Raw genomic sequence first — 17,338 nt, forward strand, 5'->3', positions numbered from 1 at the left:
AACGCAAACAATTTGCTTTTATGTCGCCCCGTGACGCCCCGAGCCCTTAAGGTGGAGCCATGAGCCCCAGGCCGATGACCCGCCCCGGGGGACGCAGTGCCCGCGTCCAGGAATCGGTGCACGCCGCCGTGCGCGCACTCGAAGCCGAACAGGGCCGCGCAGCGCTGACGGTCCCTCTGGTCGCCGCGCGCGCCGGTGTCACACCCTCGACGATCTACCGCCGGTGGGGAGACCTCCAGGAACTGCTGTCCGACGTGGCCGTCGAACGCCTCCGCCCGGAGGGACCGCCCGCCGACCACGGCGCGCTGCGCACGGACCTGGAGGCCTGGGCCGAACAGTTCCTGGAGGAGATGTCCGCACCCCCGGGGCGCGCCTACATCCGTGATGCGCTCGCCGGCGATCCGGACGGCAGCAATGCGGGTCAGTGCTCGGCCTACGCCGCCGAGCAGGTGGGCGTCATCCTCGCCCGCGCCGCCGACCGCGGTGAGCCGGTCCCGGACACCGAACTCGTCATGGACCACATCGTCGCCCCGATGATGTACCGGCTGGTCTTCCGGCCGGGCCCGCTGGAGGCCACGTATGCGCGCGGCCTCGTGGAGGCGACTCTTTCCGGGCTGATGCCTCCGCGCTGACCCCGTTCGCCATGCCCGCACACCGGCGAGGCGCGTGGCACCCGTCGCGGCGCTCCGGGTGGCATGGCCCATGAGCCCCGGGTGAGCGTTCTCGCCCGCCCGCCCGTCACGGCCACTGCACGAAAGGGATCAGCCGACGCATGGTGCTTGCCGAGTCCCTGTCCCTTGCCATGCTGTTCGTCGTCCTGGCGTGTGCCGTGATCCGGCCGTTCCGGCTGCCGGAGGCCGTCTTCGCGGTGCCGGCCGCCGCCGTGGTGATCGTGGCCGGGGTGATCCCGCCGGCCCATGTCCGCGACGAGGCCGAGCAGCTGGGACCGGTGATCGGCTTTCTCGCCGCGGTGCTGGTCCTCGCCAAACTCTGCGACGACGAAGGGCTCTTCCACGCCTGCGGCACCTGGATGGCGCGCTGGTCCGCGGGACGGCCCGCCCGTCTCCTGGGCGCGGTCTTCGCCCTCGCGTCGGTCATCACGGCCGTCCTGAGCCTGGACGCCACCGTCGTCCTGCTGACTCCCGTGGTGTTCGCCACCGCCGCGCACATGGGCGCCCGTCCCACACCCCATGTGTACGCCTGCACCCATCTGTCGAACACCGCGTCGCTGCTGCTGCCCGTCTCCAATCTGACGAACCTGCTGGCCTTCACGGCGAGCGGGCTGAGCTTCACCCGGTTCGGTGCGCTGATGGCGCTGCCGTGGCTGGTCGCGATCGGTGTCGAATACGCGGTCTTCCGCCGCTTCTTCGCCACGGACCTGACCGCCGCGGCCCCCGGCCCGAGCACCGCCGAGCCGCCCGAACTCCCGCTGTTCGCGCTGGTGACGGTGGCCTGTACGCTCGCCGGTTTCGCCCTGACCTCCGCACTGGGCGTCAACCCGGCCTGGGCCGCCGCGGCCGGTGCGCTCGTCATGGCGGTCCGTGCGCTCGGCCGGCGGGACACCACCCCGGCCGCCGTCGTCCGGGCCGCCGGGCTGCCGTTCCTCGCCTTCGTGTTGGCGCTGGGCATCGTCGTGCGCGCGGTCGTCGACAACGGGCTCGCCGATGCGCTCGGGAAGCTGCTGCCCGACGGCACCTCGCTCCCCGCCCTGCTCGGCATCGCCACTCTGGCCGCCGTGCTCGCCAACGTGATCAACAACCTGCCCGCCGTGCTGGTGCTGGTGCCCCTGGCCGCGCCGAGCGGCCCCGGTGCCGTCCTCGCCGTGCTCCTCGGCGTGAACATCGGCCCCAACCTCACCTACGCCGGGTCCCTGGCCACCCTGCTGTGGCGGCGCATCGTCCACCATCACGAACACGACGTCCGCCTCAAGGAATTCACCCGGCTCGGCCTGCTCACCGTCCCCACCGCCCTGGCCCTGTCGACGGTGGCGCTGTGGGGCGCCCTCCAGCTGATCGGCAGCTGAGCCGTATCCGGCCGGGCTTCAAGGCCCGTCGGACACCGGACCTCCGTCGGACGGCGGACCTCCGTGGGACGTCAGAACCCGTGGGACAGCAGAACCCCGTAGGACACCGGACCTCCGTCGGACGCCGCCCCCGTGAGACGTCAGGCCCCGTGGCTTCCCCGGCCCGACGGCCGCGAGCCCGCGACGGACCCGCTCCCCACGGGTGGCGCCCACCATCGTGCCCCGGCTCACCGCCCTCGGACGCCCCGTCAGGGCCGTCGGCCGCCGAGGGCCTGGGCCGGGTGTGGACCTCAGCCGGCCGTTCCCCGGCGCGCCGGGCTCTCCGGGCTCCTCTGCCCCCGCGGGTTCACGGGGTCGGCGGCATTCACCGGGTCAGCGGGACGCTCCGGGCCCGCCGACTGGTCCGGGCTGTCCGAGTTCCCCGAACCGTCCGAGTTCCCGGGGCCGTCCGAGTTCCCGTGGCTGTCCGAGTTCCCGGGGCCGTCCGGGTTGTCCGAGGGCGCGGGGCTGTCCGCGTCATCGGGGTTGTCCGACGGCTCCGGCTCCTGCGGGTACCGCGGTCCGTCCGCGCTCAGGCGCAGGCTCCCGAACCGCGCGTTGAGCCAGGAGCCGCTGCGCACGACGGTCACCACGGATCCGGTGCAGTCGCGGCCGTTGTACAGGACAAGGTCGGTGGGGGTGTCGTTGTCCACCTCGCCGTATCCGTCACCCACTCCGTAGCAGTGGTCGTCGCCGGGATCCTCGATCCGGTACATCCGGTTGCCCTGCCGGATGTGGTACGTGATGACGCCGGTGACGGCCTCTGCGTCGATGGGGCCGAACGCGGCGGATGCCCCCGTGATGGCCACAGCGCCAAGCAAAGCGATCATGCGTCGCACAGTCGGAACTCCTCGTCAGCCATGGGCAGTGGTCCGGCCCTCGGTCACACCCCGTGCGGGACGTCGCCATGTGAGGTTCCCGACGACATATCAGGATATTCACCCTGAACGGGATATTCACCAGCCAGCAGGACCCCGCGGAAGGCTCCGCGGGGTCCTGCACCGCTGTTCGGGGGACGGCGGCGCACCCGTGGTCCGGCGCCCGGTCCCGCCCGCCGGACGGCCGGACGGCCGGACGGCCGGGCAGGCGGGCAGGCGGACGGGCGGACAGGCGGAGAGGTCCGGGTGAGCTCCCCTATCCCACGCTCGCGACCGACGACCGGAAGGCGCGGGCCGCCGACGTGCCCAGCCCGGTCGGCGCGCCCAGCCACCCCGGCGAACCCGCCGGGTGACGCAGTTCGGGCTCGACGTAACGGAGGCATCCCCGGTGCCAGGTGAGGATGCCGGCCAGCCAGTTCTCCAGCTCGTGGACATAGCCGTCGAGCGCCTCGCGGGCCTCGGGCGAGAGCCTGAAGTCGTCGTAGACGACGGGGAGTTCATGAGCGGCGACATGCTGGAACTCGTGCATACGCGAGGTCATGAGGTCGTTGATGATGTTCAGCGCGGCCGGGTAGTCGCAGCCGAAGAAGTTCTGGACGACCAGGATGCCGTTGTGGACCTCGCCCTCGTACTCGATCTCCTTCTGGTAGGAGAAGACATCGTTCAGCAGACAGGCGTAGTCGGCGGCGGCGTTCTCCAGTGAGCGCAGCGGGCCCGAGCGGTAGACCTCCGGCGGGACCTGCCGGCCGTGGCCGATGCGGCTCAGGCTCATGGTGAGGTCGGAGCCGAACGTCGCGCGGCGCATCTCGATGTAGTCGACCGGATCGGGGATGCGGTTCAGGATCTGGTTGTCGATCTCCCAGAGCCAGCTGGCCGTCATCGAGTCGATGGCCGCACGGAACGTCCGTCGCGCTTCGGGGGTCATCGGTCCCGCGGTACGCGTCCACAGGTCCCCCAGCGCCCGTTCCATGGCGTTGACCGGCTCCGGGGCGGCGGCCGACGGGTCGAGCGGCATGAAGGCGGACAGCCGCTCGGTGCACACCTTGGCCGCGGCGATGTCCCGGGGCCGGCCGAAGACCTGGGGGTAGTAGTCGTCGGCGTAGGTGCCCCAGGCCAGCCAGGCCGTGCCCAGGTCAAGTTGCTCCGGGGTGGCGTCCGGGTGGAGGCCGGCCGCGCACAGCGCCAGGTCGTAGCGGACCATCGCGGGCTCGTCCCAGACGTCGGACAGCGGCACCCCGGGCTGCGGGCTGAGGATGCCCATGCGGTGGGCCCATTCGATGACCCGGCGGCGGGCGCCCTCCAGGTGCGGGCTGAGGGTCGTGGTGAACGGCATGTAGAGGTCGGGGATGCGCGAGGGGCCGACCTTGTCGTGCGGAACGTGGGTGGAGCTGCGGAAGCGCCGCACGGCGGCCGCGGCCGGCGCGGTCCGCAGATCCGCCGCCGACGTGCCGAGACCGCCGAAGGAGAAGGGCGACCAGGGCTGCGAGGTGCCGGCCGCGGACCCGCCGCCGTTCATATAGCGGCTGGAGCGCATGTGCCATTCATGGCCGCCGGACTGCCAGTCCTGGAGCCCCTTGGCGTACGCCAGCACGTCCGCGCAGGACTTCGGGTCCAGCCCCTGTTCCAGGAAGAGCACGGGGAGTTCGGTGGCCACGGTGTTCTCGAACTGCTGCAGCCGCGAGGTGATCAGATCGTTGACGGCATCCGCGGCCTGCTGCGTGGTGCAGTCCAAGAAGGTCTCCAGCACCAGGACGCCATTGCTCAGCTCGCCCTCCTCCTCGGTCTCCCGCTGGTAGGAGAAGAGGTCGTTGCGCAGATGCACCCCGTCGGAGAAGGTGTCGCGCAGCACCCGCAGCGGCCGGGTGCCGGCGACGGCCGCGGGCACCTCGGCACCGGTCGCGTACTCCACCAGGCCCGCCGACCAGGGCGCGCCACCGACCTTGCGGCGCATCTCGATGTACTCGACGGGGTTGGGCACCCGGTGGATGTTGATGTTGGACAGTTCCCACAGGGATTCGTTGAGCAGATGCTCGGTGCTCTCGGCGAACCGCTGCCGCCATGCCGTGGACATGTGGGGCACCGTGCGCGCCCACAGGTCGGCAAGTCCCGCCTCGACGGGGTTCGTCGGCCCGGGGACGGGCGCGGTCAGATCCATCGGCATGAAGGCGGGCAGCCGGTCGAGGTACTCCTTGCCGCCCTCCCGGTCGAGCGTCCGCTTGAACTTCTCCAGGAAGTGGTCGTCGAAGAAGAAGACCCAGACATACCAGTCGGTCACCAGCGAGAGCGCATCCGCGTCGCAGTCCGGGTGGGTGTAGGAGCACAGCAGGGCGTAGTCGTGGGCGTCGAGGTCCCGCTCCTCCCAGATGCCGGAGCCCTCCAGCATCCCCATGTCGCGGGCCCACTTCTTGGCGTGCGTACGCGCCGTCTCCAGATGCGGGTTCAACCGCGCAGGGTAGGGCGTATAGAAGTTGGGCAATTCGAAGGGCTGTGTCACCGTTGCTGGCCTCTCCCCATGCGTGCGGAAGGAAGGCGCGTCGCACCACGCCTTCCCGACGGGGCAGCGCTACCCCAGGGTCCGACGCCTTAGGCCTTATGGAGGAGGAGCTTCCGCCTCCGTACCGCTTCGGTTCGGTGGGCTCCGAAAAGGGTTTATTTCTCGCTGCCTTCTGACGCTTTCCTTTCGTGGCCAGCGTGGCTCCGGCCTGTCACCGCGGTGCGCAGGGCGAGCTGCGCCAGCGCCTCCGGGGCGCCGGCCTGGCCACGGATACCGGGGAAGGCATTGATGTCCACGATGAGGGGCCTGCCGCCGCCGGCGTCGAGGAGGTCCACGCCGTAGACGTCCAGGCCGAAGACCTCGCCGGCCCGGAGCGCGACGGCGGCCCAGCCCGCGGGCAGGTCGCCGGCCGGCAGCGGCAGTGTCGGCCCGCGGCCCTCCGGGGCCAGCTCCGAGCGGCGCAGCCCGGCGAAGAGCTGACCGTCGACCACCCACAGCTTGTGGTCCCAGCCGCTGTTCGGGGTGAACTCCTGGACCACCACCGGCTCAGCGGGCCGGCCGGCGGCCAGTTCCCGCAGCCGCGCGGCGCTGTCGGCACGGGCCACGAGGTCATGGCGCCGGCTGTACCGGCTCTTGATCACCAGCGGGCCGCCCGGTTCGCCGGCCGCGGCCAGCTGCCCGAGCGTGGCCACGGAGGTGGTGGCCGCGAACGGCAGTCCGGCCGCGCGGGCCACGGCGGCCATCTCGACGCGGTCCTGGCACCGCGCCGTCGCCGCCGCGGAGTTGAGCACCGGGGCGCCGTGCTCCTCCAGGAGAGCGGCGAGCGCCAGCGCCCGGGGCGTGCGTGCCTTGAGGAGATAGACATCGGCGGGCGAGGAGGGGTCCGGCCCGTGCGTCTCGCTGCCCGGATCCAGCCAGGCGACCTGGTGCTCCGGGGTCAGCAGCCCGGTGACCGCCGCCAGCAGCGGATGGCCGGGATTCGCGGTGATCAGGCCGATTCTCATCGGCCACCACCGATCGAGGCCGCCGGCCGGTGGGGACGCGGCACGGACGGGGCGCTGAACGGGGACGCCGTGGCGGGCGCCCCCGTGGCGGGCGCCCCCGTGGCGGGCGCCGTCCTCGGCTGTCCGGACACCGGCTGACCGGGGGCCGGCCGGCCGGGCATCGGCTGCCCGGTGGCGGACCCGGCCGCCTGCCCGGTATGAGGTCCGGTCCCCCCTCCGGCGTCCTGCCCTGCCGTCCCGTTACGGGCGAGTTCCAGGACGGCGGCGGACACCCGGGCGACCGCGTCCGGCACCTGACGGAAGCTCGGGAAGTCGTTGATGTCGACGACCACCGGGCCGTCGGGTCCGAGCAGAATGTCGACGCCGTAGAGATCGAGGCCGAAGACCGTGCCGATCTCGGCGGTGATCCGGGCGATTTCGGGGGTGAGCGGAACCTGACGTTCGCGTACGGCGTGCGCGGGGTGCAGCGGCGAGCACCGCTCGGTCGCGTACAGCTCGCCGGCCACGCTGTACACCTTCAGATCCGTACCGGAGTTGGGCACATAGGGCTGGGCGATGAGCAGCCCGCCGCCCGGCCCGCCCAGGTCACCGGCATCGTCCGGCGCCACGGGATCCAGCAGCCGGTCCGGCGTCGCCACCAGCCGGACGGCCCGCCCGGAACTGCCGTCCGCGGGCTTCACCACCAGGGGGAAATCCGCCTCGGGGATCTGAGCGAACTCCTCCGCACGGGCGGCCGCATACGTCACCGGGACGGGCAGCCCACTGCTGCGGGCGATCACCGCGGCCAGGGCCTTGTCGCGTACGCCACGGATCGCCCGGACATCGTTCACGGTCGTCAGCCCGACGGAAGCGGCGGCTTCCAGCAGCGTCAGCCCCGGGCCACCGGAGACGGTCTTGAGGACCCAGGCGTCGTGGCTGCCGGCCCGGATCGCCTCGGATATGGGGAGCAGCGAGCGACCGGGCCACAGCACGTCCACCTGGTGCCCCCAGGTACCGAGTTGGCGGATCACATCCAGCGGCATGCCGTCATGGCGGTACTGCTCCTCCACCAGGAAGCAGAGTCTCATCGGTGCACCCTCGTCATCGCCGCACGTCCACCGTCCGTCCGGCAGATCCATGACACACCAGGATCCCATGTGGATTCCGGCGAGGAGCGTGGACCCACGCACCCGGCTCCGGCCCACCGTCAGAAGACCGCCGACCTGCGCGCGGAAGCCGGCGCGGTGCTGCAGACCCGCCTGAACGGGCTTCTCGCCTCCGCGGAAAACCCGTTGAAGAGTGCCGGCCGCCGCCCCCTGGAACATCCGCACCCCGCTCCGCACCCCGTCTGCACCCCACCGGCGCGCTCGGCCGCACCCCCTGGGCGTGCACGCCGCCCTCCTCCCCCTTCACGCAGCGCGTCCACGCCGGCCGCGGTCTCCCCCTTCCTCACCCGGTATCGCTACCGTGAGCCGATCACGACGAAGACGGACCGGTAGGGACCGTGAGGAACCGGGAGACCCTGTGACCAACAAGGCCGCGCCCTTCGACGACCTCGACCGCAAGATCGTTGCGGCGTTGATCGACAACGGCCGGGCGAGCTTTGCGGAGATCGGTACGGCGGTCGGGCTGTCGTCCACCGCGGTGAAGCGGCGGGTGGACCGGATGCGCGAGAACGACGTGATCACGGGGTTCACCGCCACCGTCCGGCCGGCCGCGCTGGGCTGGCTGACCGAGGCGTACGTCGAGGTGTACTGCGACAGCGCGGCGCCGCCCCGCCGGCTCGCGGAGGTCGTGCGCAACCATCCGGAGATCGCGGCGGCGATGACCGTGACCGGCGGCGCCGATGCGCTGCTGCACGTACGGGCGACCGATGTCGGGCACTTCGAGGAGGTGCTCGAACGGATCAGGGCCGAGCCGTTCATCCGCAAGACGATCAGTTACCTGGTGCTGTCCCATCTGCTGCCGGACAGCCCGGAGGCGGGCGCCGGCCAGGCCACCGGAGGATCCGCCCACTGACGCGGGGACACCGGACAGCGGGCGGCGGCGGACCCCGGGCAGGACCGGGTCCGCCCGCCGATGCGGAGGCGCCGGAGCAAGATCGGCCAACGCCCACGCACTTATCCAGCGGTCAACGGCCACTTCACGCAGCATTCCTGCGCAGGTGAGCAGCATTTGTTGCTTGTGGCCCGAATCCGTCGCTCCTTACCGTGGAAGCACCCCGGGTGACCCTCAGTGACATCCGGGGGCCCGCCTGTCCCGCAGGAGCGAAGGGATCCTCCCGTGCCGATGAGTCGTGTGCCGCGCCCCCGGCGCTATCTGGTCTGCGAGCCCAGACACTTCGATGTGCGTTACGCGATCAATCCGTGGATGCGTGCGGACGCCCGGGTGGATACCGCCCTTGCGGGGCGCCAGTGGGAGGCGCTGATGGACGCCTACCGCAACCACGGGCACACGGTGGAGACCGTGCCGCCGGTGGCCGGGCTGCCCGACATGGTGTTCGCCGCGAACTCCGCGCTCGTCGTGGGCGGCAAGGTCTTCGGCTCGTACTTCCACGCGCCGCAGCGGCAGCCGGAGTCGGCGGAGTACGAGACCTGGTTCAAGGCTGCCGGCTACGACGTCTACCGGCCGGAGTCGCTGTGCGAGGGCGAGGGCGACCTCGTACCGGCCGGCCGCTACATCCTGGCGGGCACGGGCTTTCGCACCACGCCGGCCGCGCACCGCGAGGTGCAGGAGTTCTTCGGCGTACCGACCATCGGCCTGCAGCTGGTGGACCCGTACTTCTACCACCTGGACACCGCGCTGTTCGTCCTCGAAGAGCCGGCGGAGACGGGCGAGGCGAATATCGCCTACTACCCCGGGGCGTTCTCGAGGGGCAGTCGCGAGGTGCTGCGGCGGCTGTTCCCCGAGGCGGTGCTCGCCACCCGGGAGGACGCCATGGCCTTCGGCCTCAACTCCGTCTCCGACGGCCGCCAGGTGTTCATCGCCCCGCAGGCGGCCGGCCTCATCGACCAGCTCACCGCCCAGGGCTATGTCCCCGTCCCCGTCGACCTGTCCGAGTTCCACAAGGCCGGCGGCGGCATCAAGTGCTGCACCCAGGAGATCCGCTGATGACCGCTCCCACCCGTACCGCCCCTGTGCCCGCGCCCCGCTCGTCGGCGGAGCTGATCCGGGCCGAGGGCCCGGTCCTCGCGCACAATTACCACCCGCTGCCCGTGGTGGTCGCGCGCGCCGAGGGCGTCTGGGTCGAGGACGTCGAGGGGCGCCGCTACCTCGACATGCTGGCCGGCTACTCGGCACTCAACTTCGGCCACCGGCACCCGGCCCTGATCGAGGCCGCGCACCGCCAGCTCGACCAACTCACCCTCACCTCCCGCGCGTTCCACAACGACCGGCTCGCCGGTTTCGCCGAGGGCCTGGCCGAGCTGACCGGCCTGGACATGGTGCTGCCGATGAACACCGGCGCCGAGGCGGTGGAGAGCGGCATCAAGGTCGCGCGCAAGTGGGCGTACGACGTCAAGGGCGTCCCGGCCAACCGGGCCACGATCGTGGTGGCCGGCGGCAACTTCCACGGCCGGACGACCACCATCGTCGGCTTCTCCGACGACGCCGACGCCCGCGACGGCTTCGGCCCCTTTGCCCCCGGCTTCCGTACCGTCCCCTACAACGATCTCGCCGCGCTCGAAGCGGCCGTGGACGAGACGACGGCCGCCGTACTGATCGAGCCCATCCAGGGCGAGGCGGGCGTCCTCATCCCCGACGACGGCTATCTCACCGGCGTACGCGAACTGACCCGGCGGGCCGGGTGCCTGTTCATCGCCGACGAGATCCAGTCCGGTCTGGGCCGCACCGGCACCACCCTGGCGGTCGAACACGAGTCCGTGGTGCCGGACGTACTGCTGCTGGGCAAGGCGCTCGGCGGCGGCATCGTCCCGGTCTCCGCGGTCGTCGCCCGCCGCGAGGTGCTCGGTGTGCTGGGCCCCGGCCAGCACGGCTCGACCTTCGGCGGCAACCCGCTCGCCGCCGCGGTCGGTTCGGCCGTCATCGGCCTGCTCGCCACCGGAGAGTTCCAGCGCCGCGCCGCCGAGCTGGGCCGGCAGCTCCGCACCGGCCTGTCCGCGCTGGCCGGCAAGGGCGTGACCGGCTTCCGCGCCCGCGGTCTGTGGGCCGGTGTCGACATCGACCCCGCGCTCGGCACCGGCCGGGAGATCAGCGAACGCCTGCTGGCGGAAGGCGTCCTGGTCAAGGACACCCATGGCTCCACGATCCGGCTCGCGCCGCCGCTGACCATCACCGCGGAGGAACTGGCGTCGGCGCTGGGGTGCTTGGAGCGGGCGCTGATCCGGTGACCTGACACGGCGGGTGCGGCCCCGGCGGGGTCTCACCACGCCCCGGACCAGCACCTCTCCACGCGAACGGCCCTCGACCTGGTGGGTATCCCCTGGTCGGGGGCCGCTTCCGTGAGCGATCCCGCGGGCGATCCCGCGAGCGATCCCGCCGACCGGCCGGAAGCCGGAAGCCGGCGCACGGTGAACGGCGCACGGCGCAGGGTGAACGGCGCAGGGTGAACGGCGCTCAGGCCTCGCGCGTTTTGGCGTAGTGCCGTGAGGCCTTCGCCCGGTTGCCGCAGGCCGCCATCGAGCACCAACGGCGGGTGCCGTTCCGCGAGGTGTCGAAGAAGTGCAGGATGCACGCCTCGTGCGCGCAGCGCCGGATCCGGCCGGGAGCGGCGCGCAGCAGGTCCAGGTAGTCGCGGGCCGCGGTCCAGGCCGCACCCCAGGACGGATCCTCGAACTCCGCTTCCTCGCCGGGACCTTCAGCGGTCAGGGTGGCGCGGATCCGGCCGTGGCCGAGTACGGCATTGACGCGCGCGATGCCGGCTTTGCCGCCGGCCCCGTCGACGGCGGCGGCGAGTGCCTCGCGGGCGAGCAGCACATGCTCCCGTGCGGCGTCGTCGGCGGGAAAGCGGTGGTCGAGACCGTTGCTCGCGAGCCAGATGCGCAGCCCCGCGGGGTCGGCGAGCAGATCCTGGCGCACCCCGTCGTGCATCCAGCGGGTGTTCAGCAGATCCAGCGAGACGGGCTCTCCGGTCAGGGGACGCGGGTCGGTCGCGGTCATTCCTGCCTCCCTCTCCTGTCCGTGCCCCTTCGGGCTAACCACTCAAGAGTACGTGACCAGTTGACCCGTAAGCTTCTAACCCTTAAAGTCATATTCAATAGTTAGATCGACAGGATCGATCGACCCCACGGAGAGGTGTCCGCCATGACGGCGACCAGCACACTGCGGCCCGGCCACACCGGCCTGAACGTCACCGACCTCGACCGCTCCCTCGCCTTCTACGGGGAGGTGCTCGGCTTCGACGTGCTCGGCGAGGGCAACGAGGACGGCCGGCGCTTCGCCTTCCTGGGGCAGGACGGACAGCTCACGCTCACCCTCTGGCAGCAGGCGGACGGCGCATACGCCCCGCACCTGGCCGGACTGCACCACCTGGCATGGCAGGCCGGGACGATCGACGAGGTCACGGCGTTCGAGGCCCGGCTCCGCGAGCGGGGTGTCGACTTCGCGTACGACGGCATCGCCGCCCACCACGAGGGCGCAGCCTCCGGCGGGATCTTCTTCCACGACCCGGACGGCACCCGGCTGGAGATCTCCGTACCCACCGGCGCACAAGGTGCGCCCGCCCCGGCAGCGGCCGCACCGGCCTGCGGTTTCTTCTGAGGGCCGGGGACCGTGGATCCGTACCACGAGGGCTCGCGCGCCGTGCAGGACCGCCTCGGCGTACGCACCGCGGCCGACCACATCGGCCGCTCCATCGGGCAGGACATCCGCGAGGTGGCCGCGGCCTTCCTCGGCCGCCAGCCGATGCTGGTGGCCGGCGCGGCGGACCGGGCCGGCCGGATGTGGAGCTCGCTGCTCACCGGTGAGCCCGGTTTAGTACGTGCCACCGGCCCGCGCCGGATCACGGTCACGGGCGGCCTGCCGGAGTCCGATCCGCTCGCCGCGGCCCTCGCGACCGAGGGGACCGAGGTCGGCACCCTCGCCCTGGACCCGCGTACCCGCCGCCGTATGCGCCTCAACGGCACGGCCGCGCCGACGGCCCGCGGGTTCGCGGTGGAGGCCGGGCAGGTCTTCGCCAACTGCCCGCGGTATCTGCAAAAGCGCCGGCTCCGCGCGTCCGTCCCCGTCCGGACCGGTGCCATGCGGCGGGGCCGGGCCCTCACCCCCGGCCAGCTGCGGTTCGTCCGCGCCGCCGACACCTTCTTCCTCGCCACCACGGCGGCCGACGGTGCCGATGCCGGCCACCGCGGCGGCAACCCCGGCTTCGTCCGGGTGGCCTCACCCACCGAACTCACCTGGCAGGACTACCCGGGCAACTCGATGTTCCTGACCCTGGGCAACCTCGAAACCGATCCGCGCGCCGGGCTGTTGTTCCTCGACTGGGGCACCGGCACCACCCTCCAGCTCACCGGCACCGCAGAAACCACCTTCGGCGCCCGTGGCCGCACCACCCGCTTCACGCTCGCCGAGGCGGTGGAGACCCCGTACGCCAGCCCCCTGCGCTGGTCCGCCCCCGAGTACTCGCCCGCCAACCCGCCCCTGGCACACAGCGCATGACCGCCGGTGAAGAGCGGCGGGCCTCCCGCGCGAAGCTGCTCACCCAGGCCGTGCCCGGTGCCGAAGCTCTACTGACCAGCAGGGAGAACGACCGTTTCTCCCGTACCGAGAGAAGGAGTCCGCCATGGCCCCACGCCCACCGTTCCCACCGTTCGACGAGCCGGGCGCACTGCGGAAGGTGCAGGCCGCCGAGGACGCCTGGAACACCCGCGACCCGGAGCGGGTGGCCCTCGCGTACACCGAGGACTCGGTCTGGCGGAACCGGGACACCTTCGTCACCGGCCGCGGCGCGATCGTCGCCTTTCTGCGCCAGAAGTGGGCCAGGGAACTGGACTACGCACTGCGCAAGGAACTCTGGTCCCACAGCGGCAACCGCATCGCCGTGCGCTTCCAGTACGAGTCCCGTGACACGGACGGCCAGTGGTGGCGCAGCTACGGCAACGAGCTGTGGGAGTTCGACGCGGACGGCCTGATGCGCCGCCGGGAGGCCGGCATTCACGACGTCGCGATCACGGCGGCGGAACGGCGGATCTTCGGACCGCGCCCGGAGGAGGAGCAGGGGCGGCCTCTTCCGTTCCGCTGACCGGCCGGAGGCGCGGAGCCAGTCGACTCCCTCCTGGCGTCCGGTCTGCGGGCCGCGGGCCGCGCCTGCTGCCGTGGACCGGGCACCGGGCACCGGGCACCGGGCACCGGGATTCCACGCCGTACCCCGCTCCGCATTTCTGTCCAAACACGTGCAGAGGTTTCACCTCCCCTCAGCATGGGAAAAGAGGCCATTACCGAACCAACTGGGCTGCCCATCCCTCCTCGGGGGTGCGCAGCCCGCGTTTTTTGCGACGCGTGGCCCGTTGTTGTGGTGCCCCGGAGCGGGATCTCTGGACCTGTGCTTTCCCCACGCGGGGGTTTGCCGGGCCGGGGCGGCCCCCACCGAAGGGGTCCACATGAGTACGACAGTTCAGTCACCGCGGCAGGAACTGCCGCAGATTCTTTCCCTCCTCGGCCAGGTCTCGCCGACTGCCGAGGCGGTGGAGGTGAGCCGGGCGGTGGCACAGGCGACCACGTTCCTGGCCGTCACGTCGATCCCCGTCGGCAACAACCCGGTCGGGCTGGCGTTCGCCCCCAACGGCAACCTCTACGTCGCCAACTCCGGATCGGCCAATGTGTCGGTGATCGACCCCGCCACGGACACCGTGACCGGCGCCCCGATCGGCGTCGGCGGTACGCCGGTCTGGCTGACGGTCGCCCCCAACGGCAACGCCTACGTCCCCAACAGCGGGTCGAACACCGTGTCGGTGATCGACACCACCACCAACACCATCGTCGGCGCCCCGATCGCCGTCGGCAACCAGCCGGCCGTGGTAGCGGCCGTCCCCGGCGGCAGGGTCTACGTGACCAACTTCGCCGCAAACACCGTGACGGTGATCGACACCACCACCAACACCGTCGTCGGCGCCCCGATCGCCGTCGGCGCCCAGCCGGTCGGGATCGCGGCCGCCCCCAACGGCAACGCCTACGTCGCCAACCGGGGATCGAACACCGTGACGGTGATCAACACCGCCACCAACACCGTCATCGGCGCCCCGATCCCCGTCGGCAATCAGCCGAACTTCGTGGCGATCGCGCCCAACGGCAACGCCTACGTCGCCAACATCGGGTCGAACACCGTGACGGTGATCGACACCACCACCAACACCGTCATCGGCGCCCCGATCCCCGTCGGCAACCAGCCGTGGGGAATCGCCGTCGGCGCCGACGGGAACGCCTACACGGCCAACCGGGCAGCGAACACCGTGACGGTGATCGACACCGCCACCAACACCGTCATCGGCGCCCCGATCCCCGTCGGCGCCGGACCGATCGCCGTGGCGGTCGCCCCCAACGGCAAGGTCTACGTCACCAACATCAACGGGAACAACGTCAGCGTCATCCAATTCGACCCCACGCTGGCCACCATCAACCCCACCCAAGGGCCCATCGCGGGCGGCACGGTCGTGACGATCACCGGCACCAACCTGACCGGGGCGAGTGTCACGATCGGCGGCAACCCCGCCACCGGGGTGAGCGTCAACGCCGACGGTACGCAGCTCACCGCCACCACCCCGCCCGGGGCGGCCGGTCCGGCGACCGTCACCGTCACCACCCCCGGTGGCAGCGCCGACCTGGTGGACGGCTTCACCTACATCCGGCCCGTGCACGCCACCTCGCTGACCGCGACCCCGGCGCTGTCGAAGCTGTTCCCGCCGCACGTGTACTTCCCGTTCCTGACCGCCACACTGACGGACCAGGTCACCGGTCTGCCCGTGCCCGGCCAGACCCTCATCTTCAAAATCGGCAGCAACCTCCTGGGCATCGCCACCACCGATGCCCAAGGCACCGCTCGGCTGAACGAGACGCTCCTCCTGACGATCATCCTCGCCAACGGCGGGTATGACGTCTCCTTCGCCGGCGGGGTCACCCCGTCGGCCATCCTGTCCCCGTCCGACGCCCACGGAGGGATCATCGAACCCTGACCCCGCCCGGCCATCAGCCGGCCCGGCGGCACCGACGGGCACACCCGAGCACCACGCCCGACCGCCGCCGGGCCACCACGGCCCCGCTCACCCACCGGCCGCGTCCGGCGCCGCCGGCTTCACCTGGCCGACGGTCGGCGCCCCGGCCTTCGGCACCTGCGCACCGCACCTGCGTACGGGACTGACGCACCGCATTTGCGGATGTCTTCACGGGACATTGACGGCCGCGACCCGGTGCCCCAACTCGCCGCCATCCCCCCATAGGCCCTCGTGTGCGGGAGCGCTATGGTCGGATTTCCAGGAACGTAACGGGGGAGGGCAGCCGCCGATGGCACAGGACGATGCCGTGATCGGCTGTACGGGAGTACTGCTGATCGGCACGCGTGGGGCTGCCGGTCCCGGTGAGGTCCTGGTACGGATCAGGGGTGGAACCGAGGCCTTTCTCGCCTGGTCCGCCGAGCCCCTTCCGGTAGGGGCGACCGTGCTCGTGACCGAGTCCCGTGGCAGTCGCCAGGTCGACGTCATGGAGTGGGCCGATCCATTGGATGCGTTGTCCGGCACTGCCGGCGACGCCGGTTGAGGAGACGAAGGATGTTCGGTTACCGCGTTCCTGCCCCCGATCAAGCCATGCTGATCTCGGGAGGCAGGCGTGGACAGGGGGGCGCGCCATTCCGAGTGGTGACCGGGCACGGCAAGTTCGTGCTGCCGGTCTTCCGCAAGGTCCGCTTTCTGACGCTGGCGATGTGTGAGGCGGAGGTCGCCGAGACCTGCGTGACCCGGCAGGGCATTGCGCTGACGGTGCGGGCCGTGATCGCGTTCAAGGTCGGCAACGACACCGAGAGCGTGGTCAACGCGGGTCAGCGATTCCTGTCCGACCAGGACCAGATGTCGGTGCTGACCGGCCGGATCTTCGCCGGTCATCTGCGTTCCATCATCGGTTCGATGACGGTCGAGGAGATCGTCACCGAGCGGCAGAAGCTGGCCACCGAGGTCCTGGAGACGTCCAAGACCGAAATGGCGAAGATCGGCCTGATCGTCGACTCGTTGCAGATCCAGTCGATCGACGACGGCGAAACGGGCTATATCGAGGCGATGTCCGCCCCGCACAAGGCGGCCATCCAGCAGCAGGCGCAGATCGCCCAGGCCCATGCCACCCAGGCATCGGTCGAGGCACAGCAGGAGGCCGCGCGTAATCAGGCCGAATACTCCCGGCAGACCGCGGTGGTCCAGGCCGAGTACTCCGCCGAGGTGGACCGTGCCGAGGCGCGTGCCGCGCAGGCCGGCCCGCTCGCCCAGGCCCATGCACAGCAGGAAGTCCTCGCCGCCAGGACCGAACTCGCCGAGCGTGCGGCCCAGCTGCGCCAGCAGGAGCTGGTGGCCGAGGTCGTCAAGCCGGCCGAGGCGGAGGCCGAGCGCATCCGGCTGCTGGCCCTGGCCGAGGCCGAGCGGATGAAGATCCAGGCCGAGGCCGCCGCCTCGCACGACCGGGTGGCGCTGGACCGGATGCTCATCGACCAGCTGCCGCAGATCGTCAAGGAGGCCTCCGCGGGCCTGGCCAACGCCAATGTCAATGTCCTCAACGGCACCGACGGCCTGGGCGAGATCGCCGCCGGTCTGGTCGGTCAGGGCCTGACCATCCTCGACTCGGTCCGCCGCAACCTCGGCACCCCCGACGGCCAGGACAACAAGGCCGGAAAGAACGGCGGCACCGCCTCGCCCCAGGGCCACAGCGGCCGGGTCGAGATCGAGTAGTGGCACCGGACGGGGTGGGGCCCGGGGCGGACGGCCGCCCGTGC

General features: G+C 71.4%; 16 protein-coding genes. 11 read left to right on the forward strand and 5 right to left on the reverse strand.

The features are described 5' to 3' along the window. The first annotated feature begins 59 nt into the window (after positions 1–59). Entirely contained in the window at positions 60–632 is a 573-nt protein-coding gene (locus ACWGJY_RS03845; protein ID WP_453259174.1) for a TetR/AcrR family transcriptional regulator, read from the forward strand. A gap of 140 nt (positions 633–772) precedes the next feature. Beyond that, positions 773–2,023: an arsenic transporter gene (locus ACWGJY_RS03850; RefSeq protein WP_453259175.1), complete on the forward strand. Its 1,251-nt coding sequence runs from the start codon at positions 773–775 to the stop codon at positions 2,021–2,023. Positions 2,024–2,313: 290 nt separating this feature from the next. Here the strand turns inward: ACWGJY_RS03850 and ACWGJY_RS03855 are convergent, their stop codons facing one another. From ACWGJY_RS03855 to ACWGJY_RS03870, 4 genes are all read right to left on the reverse strand, one after another. Continuing rightward, positions 2,314–2,892, reverse strand: a complete 579-nt coding sequence (locus tag ACWGJY_RS03855) for a chitin-binding protein (RefSeq protein WP_453259176.1) — start codon at positions 2,890–2,892, stop codon at positions 2,314–2,316. A gap of 304 nt (positions 2,893–3,196) precedes the next feature. Beyond that, positions 3,197–5,434 (reverse strand): family 2 encapsulin nanocompartment cargo protein terpene cyclase, encoded by a 2,238-nt coding sequence (locus ACWGJY_RS03860; protein WP_453259177.1) that lies wholly within the window; start codon positions 5,432–5,434, stop codon positions 3,197–3,199. 155 nt (positions 5,435–5,589) lie between these two features. Further along, complete coding sequence (locus tag ACWGJY_RS03865; RefSeq protein WP_453259178.1) at positions 5,590–6,438, reverse strand: ATP-grasp domain-containing protein; 849 nt, start codon at positions 6,436–6,438, stop codon at positions 5,590–5,592. Then, positions 6,435–7,505: an ATP-grasp domain-containing protein gene (locus ACWGJY_RS03870; RefSeq protein ID WP_453259179.1), complete on the reverse strand. Its 1,071-nt coding sequence runs from the start codon at positions 7,503–7,505 to the stop codon at positions 6,435–6,437. The genes ACWGJY_RS03865 and ACWGJY_RS03870 overlap by 4 nt, the downstream gene beginning before the upstream one ends. A 436-nt stretch (positions 7,506–7,941) precedes the next feature. Here ACWGJY_RS03870 and ACWGJY_RS03875 point away from each other — a divergent pair, with 436 nt between their 5' ends. The 3 genes from ACWGJY_RS03875 (at position 7,942) to rocD (ending at position 10,766) form a co-directional block, all read left to right on the forward strand. Further along, a complete protein-coding gene (locus ACWGJY_RS03875) occupies positions 7,942–8,436 on the forward strand; it encodes an Lrp/AsnC family transcriptional regulator (protein WP_453259180.1) in 495 nt (164 codons plus the stop codon). 270 nt (positions 8,437–8,706) lie between these two features. Then, complete coding sequence (gene ddaH, locus ACWGJY_RS03880; protein ID WP_453259225.1) at positions 8,707–9,528, forward strand: dimethylargininase; 822 nt, start codon at positions 8,707–8,709, stop codon at positions 9,526–9,528. After that, positions 9,528–10,766 (forward strand): ornithine--oxo-acid transaminase, encoded by a 1,239-nt coding sequence (rocD, locus tag ACWGJY_RS03885; protein WP_453259181.1) that lies wholly within the window; start codon positions 9,528–9,530, stop codon positions 10,764–10,766. Before ddaH ends, rocD begins: the two co-directional genes overlap by 1 nt. 226 nt (positions 10,767–10,992) lie before the next feature. Here rocD and ACWGJY_RS03890 read toward each other — a convergent pair whose 3' ends face one another. Beyond that, positions 10,993–11,535: a CGNR zinc finger domain-containing protein gene (locus tag ACWGJY_RS03890; protein WP_453259182.1), complete on the reverse strand. Its 543-nt coding sequence runs from the start codon at positions 11,533–11,535 to the stop codon at positions 10,993–10,995. A 144-nt stretch (positions 11,536–11,679) separates the two neighbouring features. On the opposite strand from ACWGJY_RS03890, the gene ACWGJY_RS03895 reads away from it, so the two are divergent. The 6 genes from ACWGJY_RS03895 (at position 11,680) to ACWGJY_RS03920 (ending at position 17,294) form a co-directional block, all read left to right on the forward strand. Continuing rightward, positions 11,680–12,135, forward strand: coding sequence for a VOC family protein (locus ACWGJY_RS03895; RefSeq protein WP_453259183.1), 456 nt, complete (start codon positions 11,680–11,682; stop codon positions 12,133–12,135). A 12-nt stretch (positions 12,136–12,147) separates the two neighbouring features. Next, positions 12,148–13,032: a pyridoxamine 5'-phosphate oxidase family protein gene (locus tag ACWGJY_RS03900; protein WP_453259184.1), complete on the forward strand. Its 885-nt coding sequence runs from the start codon at positions 12,148–12,150 to the stop codon at positions 13,030–13,032. Between the two features lie 124 nt (positions 13,033–13,156). Further along, complete coding sequence (locus ACWGJY_RS03905) at positions 13,157–13,615, forward strand: nuclear transport factor 2 family protein (RefSeq protein WP_453259185.1); 459 nt, start codon at positions 13,157–13,159, stop codon at positions 13,613–13,615. A gap of 358 nt (positions 13,616–13,973) precedes the next feature. Beyond that, a complete protein-coding gene (locus ACWGJY_RS03910; protein WP_453259186.1) occupies positions 13,974–15,542 on the forward strand; it encodes an IPT/TIG domain-containing protein in 1,569 nt (522 codons plus the stop codon). A 328-nt stretch (positions 15,543–15,870) separates the two neighbouring features. Beyond that, positions 15,871–16,122, forward strand: a complete 252-nt coding sequence (locus ACWGJY_RS03915; RefSeq protein WP_453259187.1) for a hypothetical protein — start codon at positions 15,871–15,873, stop codon at positions 16,120–16,122. An 11-nt stretch (positions 16,123–16,133) separates the two neighbouring features. After that, entirely contained in the window at positions 16,134–17,294 is a 1,161-nt protein-coding gene (locus ACWGJY_RS03920) for a flotillin family protein (RefSeq protein WP_453259188.1), read from the forward strand. The last annotated feature ends 44 nt before the right edge of the window (positions 17,295–17,338 follow it).

It is taken from the genome of Streptomyces sp. NPDC054765 (assembly GCF_053612065.1).